Annotated in this window: 15 protein-coding genes; 9 read left to right on the forward strand and 6 right to left on the reverse strand. The window is 70.8% G+C overall.

Annotation, left to right across the window (positions count from 1 at the left end; translation table 11 throughout):
- Nucleotides 1-47: 47 nt before the first annotated feature.
- Together QIS96_RS21175 and QIS96_RS21180 are read left to right on the forward strand one after the other, a co-directional pair.
- A complete protein-coding gene (locus tag QIS96_RS21175) occupies nucleotides 48-881 on the forward strand; it encodes a helix-turn-helix domain-containing protein (RefSeq protein WP_282544241.1) in 834 nt (277 codons plus the stop codon).
- Nucleotides 863-1,066, forward strand: a complete 204-nt coding sequence (locus QIS96_RS21180) for a DUF397 domain-containing protein (protein WP_282544242.1) — start codon at nucleotides 863-865, stop codon at nucleotides 1,064-1,066. Before QIS96_RS21175 ends, QIS96_RS21180 begins: the two co-directional genes overlap by 19 nt.
- Here QIS96_RS21180 and QIS96_RS21185 read toward each other — a convergent pair.
- The 4 genes from QIS96_RS21185 to QIS96_RS21200 form a co-directional block, all read right to left on the reverse strand.
- Nucleotides 1,038-1,958 carry an oxidoreductase gene (locus QIS96_RS21185; protein ID WP_282544243.1) on the reverse strand — a complete coding sequence of 307 codons (921 nt, stop codon included), beginning with the start codon at nucleotides 1,956-1,958 and terminating at the stop codon, nucleotides 1,038-1,040. The genes QIS96_RS21180 and QIS96_RS21185 overlap by 29 nt on opposite strands.
- Nucleotides 1,959-2,020: 62 nt before the next feature.
- Nucleotides 2,021-2,782 (reverse strand): SDR family NAD(P)-dependent oxidoreductase, encoded by a 762-nt coding sequence (locus QIS96_RS21190; protein WP_282544244.1) that lies wholly within the window; start codon nucleotides 2,780-2,782, stop codon nucleotides 2,021-2,023.
- 87 nt (nucleotides 2,783-2,869) lie between these two features.
- Entirely contained in the window at nucleotides 2,870-3,454 is a 585-nt protein-coding gene (locus QIS96_RS21195; protein WP_282544245.1) for a TetR/AcrR family transcriptional regulator, read from the reverse strand.
- A gap of 70 nt (nucleotides 3,455-3,524) precedes the next feature.
- Nucleotides 3,525-4,880 (reverse strand): hypothetical protein, encoded by a 1,356-nt coding sequence (locus QIS96_RS21200; RefSeq protein ID WP_282544246.1) that lies wholly within the window; start codon nucleotides 4,878-4,880, stop codon nucleotides 3,525-3,527.
- A 102-nt stretch (nucleotides 4,881-4,982) separates the two neighbouring features.
- On the opposite strand from QIS96_RS21200, the gene QIS96_RS21205 reads away from it, so the two are divergent.
- Nucleotides 4,983-5,294 carry a hypothetical protein gene (locus QIS96_RS21205; RefSeq protein WP_282544247.1) on the forward strand — a complete coding sequence of 104 codons (312 nt, stop codon included), beginning with the start codon at nucleotides 4,983-4,985 and terminating at the stop codon, nucleotides 5,292-5,294.
- A gap of 90 nt (nucleotides 5,295-5,384) precedes the next feature.
- Here the strand turns inward: QIS96_RS21205 and QIS96_RS21210 are convergent, their stop codons facing one another.
- Nucleotides 5,385-5,831: a group III truncated hemoglobin gene (locus QIS96_RS21210; RefSeq protein WP_282544248.1), complete on the reverse strand. Its 447-nt coding sequence runs from the start codon at nucleotides 5,829-5,831 to the stop codon at nucleotides 5,385-5,387.
- Nucleotides 5,832-5,919: 88 nt separating this feature from the next.
- Here QIS96_RS21210 and QIS96_RS21215 point away from each other — a divergent pair, with 88 nt between their 5' ends.
- A complete protein-coding gene (locus QIS96_RS21215) occupies nucleotides 5,920-6,483 on the forward strand; it encodes an SRPBCC family protein (protein WP_282544249.1) in 564 nt (187 codons plus the stop codon).
- 72 nt (nucleotides 6,484-6,555) lie between these two features.
- Here the strand turns inward: QIS96_RS21215 and QIS96_RS21220 are convergent, their stop codons facing one another.
- Nucleotides 6,556-7,134 (reverse strand): TetR/AcrR family transcriptional regulator, encoded by a 579-nt coding sequence (locus QIS96_RS21220; RefSeq protein ID WP_282544250.1) that lies wholly within the window; start codon nucleotides 7,132-7,134, stop codon nucleotides 6,556-6,558.
- Between the two features lie 89 nt (nucleotides 7,135-7,223).
- On the opposite strand from QIS96_RS21220, the gene QIS96_RS21225 reads away from it, so the two are divergent.
- From QIS96_RS21225 to QIS96_RS21245, 5 genes are all read left to right on the forward strand, one after another.
- Nucleotides 7,224-7,670 carry a DUF1772 domain-containing protein gene (locus QIS96_RS21225; RefSeq protein ID WP_282544251.1) on the forward strand — a complete coding sequence of 149 codons (447 nt, stop codon included), beginning with the start codon at nucleotides 7,224-7,226 and terminating at the stop codon, nucleotides 7,668-7,670.
- A 176-nt stretch (nucleotides 7,671-7,846) separates the two neighbouring features.
- Entirely contained in the window at nucleotides 7,847-9,103 is a 1,257-nt protein-coding gene (locus QIS96_RS21230; RefSeq protein WP_282544252.1) for an ABC transporter substrate-binding protein, read from the forward strand.
- A 107-nt stretch (nucleotides 9,104-9,210) separates the two neighbouring features.
- Nucleotides 9,211-10,086, forward strand: coding sequence for a carbohydrate ABC transporter permease (locus QIS96_RS21235; protein ID WP_282544331.1), 876 nt, complete (start codon nucleotides 9,211-9,213; stop codon nucleotides 10,084-10,086).
- Nucleotides 10,086-10,964 carry a carbohydrate ABC transporter permease gene (locus tag QIS96_RS21240; RefSeq protein ID WP_282544253.1) on the forward strand — a complete coding sequence of 293 codons (879 nt, stop codon included), beginning with the start codon at nucleotides 10,086-10,088 and terminating at the stop codon, nucleotides 10,962-10,964. Before QIS96_RS21235 ends, QIS96_RS21240 begins: the two co-directional genes overlap by 1 nt.
- Before the next feature lie 136 nt (nucleotides 10,965-11,100).
- A complete protein-coding gene (locus tag QIS96_RS21245; protein WP_282544254.1) occupies nucleotides 11,101-12,261 on the forward strand; it encodes an alkaline phosphatase PhoX in 1,161 nt (386 codons plus the stop codon).
- Nucleotides 12,262-12,372: the final 111 nt, after the last annotated feature.

Consider the following 12,372-nt stretch of genomic DNA (forward strand, 5'->3'; position numbering starts at 1 on the left):
TGGTTAGGCTCAGCAGCAACGCGCCCGCCTAACAGGGAGGTTGAGCGGTGGCGAACACTCGCAGGAAAGCCGCGTGGGAGTACTTCGGGGAAGAGCTGAAACGCCGCCGGGAGGAGGCGGGTCTCACGCAGACCCAGCTCGGCGACCGGGTCTTCGTGTCCGGCGGCTACATCGGCCAGTTCGAACAGGCCTTCCGCAAACCGCAGTTGGATGTGGCGATCCGCATCGACGAGGTGTTACGGACGGGCGGATTCTTCGAGCGGACGTGGCACAAGCTGATCCGTGAGCGGCGGTTCGCCTCTTACTTCGAGGAAGTCGCGGAGCTGGAGCGGACGGCAACCAAGATCTGCGACTTTGCTCCGCTGGTGGTGCCGGGGTTGCTGCAGACCGAGGCCTACAACCGCGCACTCATGACGGAGGACGACCCCTTCGCCACCGAGGAGCAGATGCAGGACACCATCGACGCGCGGATGGAGCGAGCACAGATCCTCGCCGATGCCACCCGCCCCGAGTTCTGGGTGATCCTGCACGAGCACGTGCTGCGCACTCCGGTGGGCGGCCCGAGCACGATGGCCGACCAGCTGGACCGGATAGTGGCGCGCATCCGCGAGCGGACCGTGCTGGTCACGATCATCCCGTACGCAAAAGGCGCCCACGCCTCGATGAACGGAATGTTCCGGCTCATGGAGTTCGACGACGCCCCGCCAGTCGCCTACACGGAAACTGAGTTCTCAGGAACTTTGATCGACGAACCGGCCGTGGTGAAGCGTGCCCAACGGACATACGATCTGCTCAGGGTCGCCGCGCTGTCGCCGGAGGCGTCCCTCGAACTGATCGCTTCGGCGGCGGAGGACCACAGACGATGCGTACGTACGACCTGAGCAACGCCCGCTGGCAGAAGAGCAGTTACAGCAACGCCTCGGGCGGCGAATGCGTCGAGGTCGCGCGCAACGTACCCGCCATCGTCCCCGTACGGGACAGCAAGCAGACCGACGGCCCCGTACTGATCTTCCCGGCGGAAAGCTGGACGGCTTTCGTCACAGAGACCCGTACCGCACACCCGTAAGCTGCTCCGAAGCCACCCAAAGCCGTTCCCCCGCAATGTCGTTGAGGGTCCACGGGGCTCGCCACGACTTCGCGGGGGCGCCGCGCCAGCCCTGGAGGCGGGGGCCGGTGAAGGAGTCGGGGCGGACGGCGGGGGCCGTGGCCGCGTACAGCGTGGGCAGCGCGCCCGCCTCCGCCGACTGGGCCACGACCCGGTTCGCGAGGCCGACCGCGCGCTCTACGAACCGCCGCCCCTCCAACTGCGGGCCTGCCGCCTGAAGGTTGGTGCTCGCGTACCCGGGATGCGCGGCGGCGGCCACGACACCCGACCCGCGCGCGGCGAGCCGGCGGGCGAGCTCGTGCGTGAACAGCAGGTTGGCGGTCTTGGAGCGGCCGTACGCGACCCAACGCCGGTAGCGGCGCTCGCTGTTGAGGTCGCCGATGTCGATGTTGGCGAGCGCGTGCAGCCCGCTGGATACGGTCACGACGCGCGCGCCGTCGACGTTCTCGATGCGGGGCAGCAGCAGCCCGGTCAGGGCGAAGTGGCCGAGGTGGTTCACCCCGAACTGCGTCTCGAACCCGTCGGCGGTCCGCGCGTACGGCAGGGCCATGACGCCCGCGTTGTTGATCAGCAGATCGATGCGCGCGGGCGCATGGGAGGCCGCGAACTCCCGTACGGACTTCAGATCGTCTAGGTCGAGCGGCGCGAACTCGACGTCCACGCCCGGGACTTCGGCGGCGATCCGGGAAGCTGCCCCGGCCCCCCGCGACTCGCTGCGGCAGGCGAGCACGACGCGCGCCCCGCGCCGGGCCAGCTCACGCGCCGTGACATAGCCGATGCCGCTGTTCGCCCCGGTCACGACGGCCGTGCGGCCGCTCTGGTCGGGGATGTCGCTCGCATTCCAGCCCGGCATGGGGGCGTCCTTCCGGAGAGGTCAGGACGTTCCAGCGTACGTCGCCGCCCTCCCCGCCCGACTCAGGCGGCGTCGCCTCCGTCCACGACGAGGTCCGTGCCGACGACCGAACCGGCGGCGTCGGAGGCCAGATACAGCACGGCGGCCGCCACCTCGTCCCCGGACGCGACCCGGCCGAGCGGGTTCCCGCCCTTCATCCGCTCGGCGCGCTCGGCCTCGCTCTCGCCGGGCAGCAGCGACATGGGGGCGTCCGAGGCGCCGGGGCTGACGGCGTTGATGCGGACTCCGTCGCCGATGTGGTCCAGGGCCGCGCCGTGCGTGAGCGCCCAGACAGCGGCTTTGGTCGCGGCGTAGGCGGCGGCGCCGGGGATGCGGCGGTGCGGGCCGATGTTGGAGGCGACGTTGACGATCGCACCGCCCGAGCCCTGGCCGCGCATCTGCCCGATCTCGGCGCGCAGGGCGAGGAACATGCCGGTCACGTTGATGTCGAGCTGCGTGCGCCAGTCCTCCTCGGAGAGGTCCGCGAGGGGCGAACCGGCGCGCAGCACACCGGCGTTGTTCACGGCCACGTCGAGCGAGCCGAACCGGTCGACGACGGCGCGCACGGCGGCCTCGATCTCGTCGACCCTGGTCACGTCGGCGGTCACAGCGAACGCGGTGCCGCCGCGCTCCTCGATCAGCTGCACGGTCTCCTTCAGCGGGCCCTCCCCGCGCCCGGCCACGGCGACGTACGCGCCCTCGGCGGCGAAGGCGAGCGCGATGGCGCGGCCGAGACCACTGCCGCCGCCGGTGACGAGAACGGACTTGCCGGTGAAGCGGGTCATGCGAACTCCTCGTTTCGTTCTTTCTTGACCGACCGTTTCAATATGAGCGCAAAAAAAGGGGGCCCGACCGACCCCCGGAGGGAAGCGTCACTCCAACAACAGCAACGCCTGCTCCGCCGCATCCCGCACCCGCGCCGGATCCTGCGACGCCTTGCCGACCACCCGCAGCCCCTGCAGCAGCACGAGCAGCATCCGCGCGAGCGCCAACGGGTCACGCCCCTCCGGCAGTTCGCCCTGCGCCTGGGCGCGGACGAGCGCGGCGTGCAGCGGGGTCTCGACCCGGTCCCAGCTGACCTCGACGCGTCGCGCGGCGGCCGGGTCGTGCGGGGCCAGCTCGGCGGCGGTGTTGGTCACCAGGCAGCCGGCGAGCCGGAGTTGATCGTCGGCAGCCTCGGCGGCGAAGCGGCGTACGAGCGCACGCACGGCGGGCAGCACCGGCCCCGGCTGCGACAAATCGGCGAGCAGCCGGGGGTCCCGGGACTGCGCGTACCGGTCCATCGCCTTCAGGTACAGCTCGCGCTTACTGCCGAAGGTCGCATAGAGGCTGGCCCGGCCGATCCCGAGCTGCGCGACGAGATCGGCCATCGAGGTCGCCTCGTACCCTCGCCGCCAGAACAACTCCAGGGCGGCGTCGAGCGCCGCATCGGGATCGAACTCCTTGGTGCGTGCCATGCGGTGACCCTAGCCATTACTGGAACGACTGGTCAATAAAAGGTCAGAGGTGCTCGCTCGTGGGCTGTGCTCAGTACCCGTCCTCGTTCAGCTCCGTCACCCCGGCCAGCAGGCAGCGCCATATCTCGAACTCCGGGGAGTGCAGCTCCAGAAATTCCAGACCGGGCGCGATGCAGATGTCGCCGGAGCTGCCGCTCTCGTCCGGGTACGGATGCCAGGCCCTGCTCATCTCCAAGTAGGCCGCCTCCAGGCAGCGGACGAAGTGGTCCAGGTCGTCGGCGAGGCGGACGAGGACGTCGTGCGGTGCGCCCAGGTCGTCGGCGGAGGCGGCGATGTGCACGGAGCCGTCGCGGCGGTGGACGTATATCCGGCCGAACTCGCTCGTGGCGAGCGCGAGGAGGTCGGCGGGCTCGACGCCGTCCGGTATCTCCACGTCCGGCAGCTCGTCTTCGGCGGGCGGGGCCATCTCGTCGGGCGGCAGCAGGTCGACCGAGGCGAAGCCGCACTGCCAGGAGACCGGGAATCCGATGCCGGTCAAGTGGGCGCGACTGCCCGGGTGTTCGAGGGCGGCGGGCAGCTTGTCCTCGGGGATCAACGCCACCTCCACGGACGGCCCGAAGGAGTCCACCAGCCGCTCTGTGGTCAGCGGCTGCTCGTCGACGTCCGGCAGCGAGCGCGCCCACACGAAGGCGCAGCCCGGCGAGCCGGCCTCGGCCGAGTCGTGGTCCATGCGGCCGCGCGGCCAGGCGGCGAGCACCGCGGGGTCGGTGTCGAGCAGAGCGATCCCGTGCGGGTCGTCCACCAAGTACCGGACGCGCCCGTCCGGGCCGGGCAGCGGGTGGGCGTACCCGAAGCTGTCCGGGGCGGACAGCTCGTACGTCCGCAGATACGCGTCCTCGTCCGCCCGCACCCGGGGGATCTCCACGGGCTGCGGGCCCTCCGGATCCGGCGCGGGCCGTCTTCTGCCGGTCTCCAGGTCAAGCCAGGTGTCCTCGAACCTGCCCGACGCGTGCAGGAGTTGGCGCCCCTCTTGCTCGTACCGCTTCACCGAGGCATAGCTCAGATTCGGGTGCGCCAGGCGCGCGCCGACCGGCCGCCACCAGGTCCACAGCGCGCGCCACGGCATGGCGGGCTCGGCGGCGGCGAGCTGCTCCGCGTACTCCTCGTGGCCGAGGACCTTCGCGGCGAAGTGCAGCCAGGCCGCGAACTCGGCCCGCGGCACCTCCGCCCCGCCGAACATCGCCTCCGCCTGCTGGAAGACCTCAAGGCCGACCCCGGCGGGCGTCCCCGTCTCCGCCTGCAGGGCACGCAACCCGCCCCGCGCGTCCGCCTGGTCGATCCCCCATCGCACCATGTCCCGCTCGTCATCGAGCAACTGGCCCGCGTCCGCCAGCACTTCACGATCTCCGGCCGTCAACTCACTCATACGGCCATACTGACACCGAGCACTGACAACGCCGCCGGGCGCCAAATCCCCCGCACCCAGAGCGGATTCACTAATTCCACTCCCCCGCCGCCGAGGTGACCGATGCAGCAGAGACGGACCCCCGCGTCCGCGCTGAGCGCCCTGGTCCTGACCTTGCTCCACCTCGCCGCCGCGGCCTGCCTGGCGCTCGCCTACGGCATGACTCCCGACGGCCCGCACGACCGTGAGGCCTTGGACGGAGCCGGAGTCGGGGCCCTGTTCGCCGTCGGCATCACGGTCCCGGCCCTCGCGCTCACGGTCCTGCCGGTGGCGATGCACTGGCTGACCCGACGTTGGTTCGCACCCCCGGCACTCCTGCTGCTCCTCGCCGCAGCCCGGTACGCGTACCTCGTCACCGCCTACGACCCCTGGTGAAGCAGCCCGTCGATCGAACGCCGGCACCCCCGACCACGCTGCGCGGCACGGAGCACAAGAGGCACGAACCCCGGCCACCGTGAGGCACGCCTACGCCGCCGAGCGCAGCTCCACCGCCGCCAGCGGCACGAAGCCGAGCCGCCCGCCGGAGGTGTCCTCGCCGGCGAGCCTGCGCAGCAGCGCGAGCGCGATCCGCTCGCCCTGCGCCTTGGCGCGGTCCGCGTTCGGCCCGGCGTGCAAGCCGTCCACCGTGGCGTGCCACAGCTGCACCCAGCGCCCGAAGTGCTCGGCGGTGAGCGGCTCCACGGCGTGCAGGGCGGCATGCGGGGCAAAGGCGTCGCCGCCGTACTCGGCCGTGCGGAACAGGGCCCGCTCCCAGAAGTCGGCTATGCGCGGCAGGTGGGCCTCCAGGTCCATGCCCGCGATCCGCGTGAAGAACGGCCCGATCAGCGGGTCCGCGAACGCGGCGGTGTAGAAGCGCCGCAGGAGCAGGTCGAGATCGGCCCGCCCTGCGACGTCCGGCTTCGTGGGGTTCATGCCATCCAGGATGCCCGGAACAGGACCGGATCGACCAGGGGCACTAGGTCCCGCGCAGGCCCGCCCGCGCGCGAGTAGCGTCGGCACCATGAGCGATACGGGAAAGAAGATCACCGAGAAGCTCTCCGCCGCCGCCCTCGCCGAGTCCACCGGGAAGGACTGGCTCGGCTGGTTCGCCGTGCTCGACCACTGGGGCGCCGGGGAGCGGGGGCACACCGAGATCGCCCGGCACCTGCGCGAGGAGCACGGCGTCAACGGCTGGCACGCGCAGTCGATCACCGTCGGGTACGAGCAGGAGCGCGGCCTGCGCGAGGTCGGCCAGTCCAGCACGGGCGCCTGGGAGACGAGCGGCAGCAGGACGATCGACGTGCCCGCCGAGCGGATCACCGAGGCGTTCGTCGACGAGTCCGTGCGCCACCGCTGGCTCCCCGACGCGGACCTCACGATCCGCACGCACCGGCCGGGCAAGTCACTCACGGCGGACTGGGACGACGGGTCGAGCCGCATCTCCCTCTACCTGACGGCCAAGGGCCCGGCGAAGACGACCGTCGGCCTCGGGCACCACAAGCTGGACGACGCGGACGCGGTCGCGGCGTACAAGGAGTTCTGGCGCGAGCGGCTGGCGGCCCTCAAGACGCTGCTCGAATCCTGACCAGCGCCTGCCGGCCGACGCCGCCGGGCGCCTGGCCGGGGCCTGCCGGCCGGCGGTCGCCGGGGCCGGGTGTCAGACCACGGCGAGCCGGTTCACCAGCAGCTCCAGCCTGCGCTCGGCCTCCGTCGGCGGCAGCCGTCCCGCTCTGGTCAGCGTCGCCATACCGTGCAGGGCCGCCCAGAAAACCTCGGTGAACAGCCCCGGGTCGACGCCCTCCCCCGCGACCTCGCTGAGGGTCTCGAGGAGTGCGGCGAAACCGTCCTTCAGGGGCTCCGGGGTGTCCTCGTGCGCGAACGCCAGGCCGCCGTCGAGCTGGAACATGGCGTCGTAGACCGCCGGGTGGCGCTCGGCGAAGTCGAGGTAGGCGTGGGCGAGCGTGGCGACCCGGGCGCTCGGGCCGTCCGCGTCGGCGGTCGCGGCCCGCAGCGCCCTGGCCAGCGCGGTGGCGCCTTCGAGGGCGACGGCGCCGATGATCTCGCGCTTGCCGCGGAAGTGGCTGTAGAGGACGGGCTGGCTGTACTCGATGCGCTCGGCGAGCCGACGGGTGGTGACCGCGTCCCAGCCCTGCTGCTCGGCGAGTTCGCGGGCCGTCTCCACGATGAGGCGCTCGCGCCCCGCCCGTTCGCGCTCCTTGCGTTCCTGTACCGACATGATTCGACCCTAGCACCGCTAGACAACCGAGCGATAGCAGCGCTAGCGTTGCCTCATCGGCTAGCAACGCTAGAAGCGAGGGAGTCGTCATGCTCGACGTGCTTGAGATCGTCACCACCGTGATCGTCGGCCTGATGGTGGGGGTGGAGTTCGCCGTCCCCTTCTTCATCAACCCGATCCTCAACGCCCTCCCGGAGGACAGCGCCCAACTCGCTCGCGCCCACGGGGGCAGGATGGGCGGCGCGGTGATGCCGTTCTGGTACCTCACGTCGCTCGCCCTCGTCGCGGTCTGGGCCATAGCCGTACGGCACGGCGACGGCGCCGGGCTGCTCTTCGCCGCCGGCGCGCTGCTGATCGTCAGCGTGCTCATGTCGGTCCTGGTGCTCGTCCCGATCAACAACCGGGTCAAGACATGGACGCCCGAGAACCGCCCCGCCGACTGGAAGCAGCAGATGACCCGCTGGGACCGCTGGCACTACGGCCGCGTCGCCGTCATCGTCGCCGCCTTCACCCTGATAGTCACCGCCCTCGCCTGAGCCCGCGCACGAACTCATGCGTGTACGCGCATGAACCCGCGCGCAGCCCTCGGCTCGCCCGTGGGCTCGTACACAGGCGTGCAATCCCGTTGTTGTAATCGCCCTGCATGGTTGATCGTTGGGCCGAGCGAACGCACCACGGGCCAGTCCGACCCAGACACCCAGGGGGAACGCACATGACGATCAGCCGACGGCGCCTGCTGACCGGCTCCACCGCGACCGCGGCCGCAGGCCTGCTCTCCGCGTGCGGCTCCAACACCGGCCGCGGCGGGAGCGGAAGCAGCGGCGGCCCGGCACTCTCGCACTGGTACCACCAGTACGGCGAACCCGGCACCGAGCAGGCGGTGCGGCGGTACGCGAAGGCGTACGACAAGGCCGACGTCACCGTGCAGTGGCGGCCCGGCGACTACGACCGGCAGACCGCGGCCGCGCTGCTCACCGAGTCCGGCCCCGACGTCTTCGAGGCCAACGGGCCCAACCTGGACCAGATCCGCGGCAAGCAGGTCCTGGACCTCACCGAGCTGATCGAGGACGTCAAGGACGACTACAACCCGGCCGTCCTCACACCCAAGACCCACGAGGGCCGCGTCTACGGCATCCCGCAGGTCATCGACATGCAGCTGCTCTACTACCGGAAGAGTCTGCTCGCGGACGCCAAGGTGGACCCGCCTCGCACCCTCGACGAACTGGTCGACGCGGCCGCGAAGTTGACCACCCGCGACGTCAAGGGCCTCTTCCTCGGCAACGACGCCGGCGTGGGCGCCCTCGGCGGAACTCCCCTGCAGGCGGCGGGACTTGAGCTGGTCACCGACGACGGCGAGGTCGGCTTCGACGACCCGATCGCCGCCCGCACCCTCGGCAAGATCCACCAGCTGTACGCCGACAAGTCCCTGCTGCTCGGCGCGCCCTCCGACTGGTCGGACCCGGCCGCGTTCCTGCAGGGCCTGACCGCCATGCAGTGGTCGGGTCTGTGGGCGCTGCCCGCCGTGCAGAAGGAGCTAGGCGACGACTTCGGCGTGCTGCCGTTCCCGAAGGACGGCGCGGGCAGCCCGTCCGTCCCGGTCGGGGCGTACGGCGCGGCGGTCAGCGCCAGGGCCCGCGACAAGGACGCGGCCAAGGCGTACGTGAAGTGGCTCTGGGTCCAACAGACTGCGTACCAGGAGGACTTCGCGCTCTCGTACGGCTTCCACATCCCGGCCCGGATCTCCCTAGCGAAGAAGGCCGAGAAGCTGAAGAAGGGCGCGGCGGCCGACGCGGTGCGCTTCGCCACGGAGAGCGGCTTCCCCGCACAGCCGCTGCTGTGGACGCCGCGCAACCAGACCGTGTACCAGGACGGCCTGAGCCGCATCATCAAGGACGGCGCCGACCCGGACAAGGAGCTGAAGTCGGTGGTGCGGAAGGTGCGGGCCGAGCTCGAACGGGTGGCGAAGTGACCGCACGCACCGAAGCGACGGCACGCACCGCCGCGACCGCACGTTCCAAAGTAGCCGCGCACACAAGGGAGTTACCGGCGCGCCGGCACCGCGCGCTCTGGTTCTGGGTGTTCGTCGGCCCCTTCGCGCTCGGCCTCGGCGTGTTCACGTACATCCCGCTGCTCTGGAGCGTGTACCTCAGCTTCTTCGACGCGCACAACACCGTCACGCCCGACCCCGCGCGGGACTTCGTGGGCTTCGGCAACTACGCGGACATGCTGGCGGACGGGGCGTTCACCGACAGCCTGCTCACCTTCGTGGTGTTCTCCCTCTTCATCGTGCCCACGACCTTCGGCCTCTCGCTCGCGCTCGCGCTGATGGTGAACCGGCTGCGGCGCGCGCAGGCGTTCTTCCGGTCGGTCTTCTTCCTTCCGGCGGCGTGCAGTTACGTCGTGGCGGCCCTGATCTGGAAGATGTCGATCTTCAACGGCGTCCGCTTCGGCCTCGCCAACACACTCCTCGGCTACGTGGACGCCGACTCCGTCGCCTGGCTCTCCACCACGGACCCGCCCTGGTACTGGCTGGCGATCGTCACCGTGCGGCTCTGGCTCCAGGCCGGGTTCTTCATGATCCTGTTCCTGGCCGGACTGCAGCGCATCAACCCGCAGTTGTACGAGGCAGCCGCGGTGGACGGGGCCAAGCCGGGCTGGCAGGTGTTCCGGCACATCACCTTCCCGCAGCTGCGCGCCACGTCCGTCGCGGTCGCGCTGCTCCTCGTCATCAACGCCTTCCAGGCCTTCGACGAGTTCTACAACCTGCTCGCCGACTCCCGCGGCTACCCGCCGTACGCCAGACCGCCGTTGGTCTACCTCTACTACACGGCCCTCGGCCAGGGGCAGAACCTCGGCATGGGCAGCGCGGGAGCGGTGATCCTCGCCGTGATCATCGCGGTGGTGACGATCGGCCAGGCCCGCTGGTTCGGCCTCGGCAGGAGGGAGGCGTGATGCACGGGAACCCTCACGGGGTGCGGAACCCTCACGGGGTGCGGGCCGACGCCTCGGTGCGGGTGGGCCGCGCCCTGCGCCTGGCGCTGCTCATCGCCCTGGCGGCGCTCTTCCTGATCCCCTTCTACCTCCTCGTGCGCAACGGCCTCGCCTCCGAGCAGGAGATCACCTCCCCCGACTGGTCGTTCCTCCCGGCCGAGCTGCGCTGGTCCAACGTCACGGAGCTGTTCTCCGACCCGAGCGTGCCGTTCTCCCGCTCGCTGCTCAACTCCGCGCTGATCGCGGTCGCGACGACCCTCGGCACCCTGCTCCTTGCCTCGCTCGCCGGGTACGGCCTGGCCCGCATCCCGTACCGGCACGCGAACAAGGTCTTCTACGCCATCCTCGGCACCCTGATGGTCCCGGCGGCCGTGACGTTCGTGCCGAGCTTCGTGCTCGTGTCGACCCTCGGCTGGGTCTCCACACTCCGCGGCCTGATCGTCCCGACTCTCTTCTCGGCCTTCGCCTGCTTCGTCTTCCGCCAGTACTTCCTCGGTTTTCCACGGGAGTTGGAGGACGCGGCGCGGGTGGACGGGCTCGGGTACTGGCGTACGTACTGGCGCATCGTCGTGCCCAACACGCGTCCGGTGTTCGCGGCGGTCGGGACGATCGTGTTCATCGGCGCCTGGAACTCCTTCCTGTGGCCGCTCGTCATCGGGCAGGACCAGGGGGCGTGGACGGTCCAGGTGGCGCTCTCCTCGTACACGAACGCCCAAGTGGTGCGGCTGCACGAGCTGTTCGTGGCGGCGGCGGTCTCGATCGTGCCGCTGCTCGTGGCGTTCCTGGTGTTCCAGCGGTGGATCGTGGCGGGGGTGGAGCGCACGGGGATCAGTGAGTGAGCGTCATGCGCCCGCCCCCTCTCGGCCATGCACCGTCAATTCGGACGGCGCTGTGGAGGCCTACGTTCCACAAGCGCGCGACCCTGTGGCCGCACCTCGGCGGCACGGGGCGGACTTCACCCACCCGGAGTGAACTGTGGAACGTCGAACCTTCCTGCGCGGAGCGGTCATCGGCACCTCGGCCGCCGCCTTCGGCGGCACCCTCATGCGCGGCGCGGCCTACGCCGCCCCGGCGCAGAACGGCCCCGGCCCGTACGGAGCACTCGGCTCGGCCGACGCCAACGGCCTCCAGCTGCCCAGCGGTTTCACCAGCAGAGTCGTCGCCCGGTCGGGCCAGGCCGTCAGCGGCACCTCGTACACGTGGCACAACGCTCCCGACGGCGGCGCCTGCTTCGCCGACGGCACGGGCTGGATCTACGTCTCCAACTCGGAGGTGAGCACCGGGGGCGGCGCGGGCGCCCTCCGGTTCGACTCCTCCGGCGCCATCACCGGCGCCCACCGCATCCTGTCCAACACCCGCAACAACTGCGCGGGCGGCGCGACCCCGTGGAACACCTGGCTGTCCTGCGAGGAGGTCAGCCGCGGTTACGTCTACGAGACCGACCCGTGGGGCGCGAAGCCCGCGGTACGCCGGGACGCGATGGGCCTGTTCAAGCACGAGGCGGCCGCCGCCGACCCGGTGCGCAAGGTCGTCTACCTGACCGAGGACGAGTCGGACGGCTGCTTCTACCGGTTCGTCCCGACCACCTGGGGCGACCTGTCCGCCGGCACCCTGCAGGTCCTCACCGCCGGCACCGGCACGTCCGGCTCCTTCGGCTGGGCGAACGTCCCGGACCCGGACGGCTCCCCCACCTACACCCGGGACCAGGTCTCGGGCGCGAAGATCTTCAACGGCGGTGAGGGCTGCCACTACGCGGGCGACAACGTCTGGTTCACCACCAAGGGCGACAACCGGGTCTGGCAGCTCAACCTGACGGCCGGCACGTACGAACTCGCCTACGACGACAGCCTCGTCACCAACGGCGCCGCGCCGCTGACCGGCGTCGACAACGTCACGGGATCGTCGTCCGGGGACCTGTTCATCGCCGAGGACGGCGGGAACATGGAGATCTGCATCATCACGCCGGACGACGTGGTGGCCCCGTTCCTCCGCATCACCGGCCAGACCGGCTCGGAGATCACGGGCCCTGCCTTCTCCCCCGACGGCACCCGCCTCTACTTCTCGTCCCAGCGCGGCACGACGGGCTCGTCCTCGGGCGGCATCACGTACGAGGTGACCGGCCCGTTCCGCGCGTAACCCTGGCTTGTCCCCTCCCCGCCCCTTCCCGAAAGTCCTGCAGACAGCTACGGGGGCTGCGCCCCCAGTCCCCCGCCACGGGGCTCCGCCCCGGACCCCGCTCCTCAAACG

Source organism: Streptomyces cavernicola (assembly GCF_029968035.1).
GTDB lineage: Bacteria > Actinomycetota > Actinomycetes > Streptomycetales > Streptomycetaceae > Streptomyces > Streptomyces cavernicola.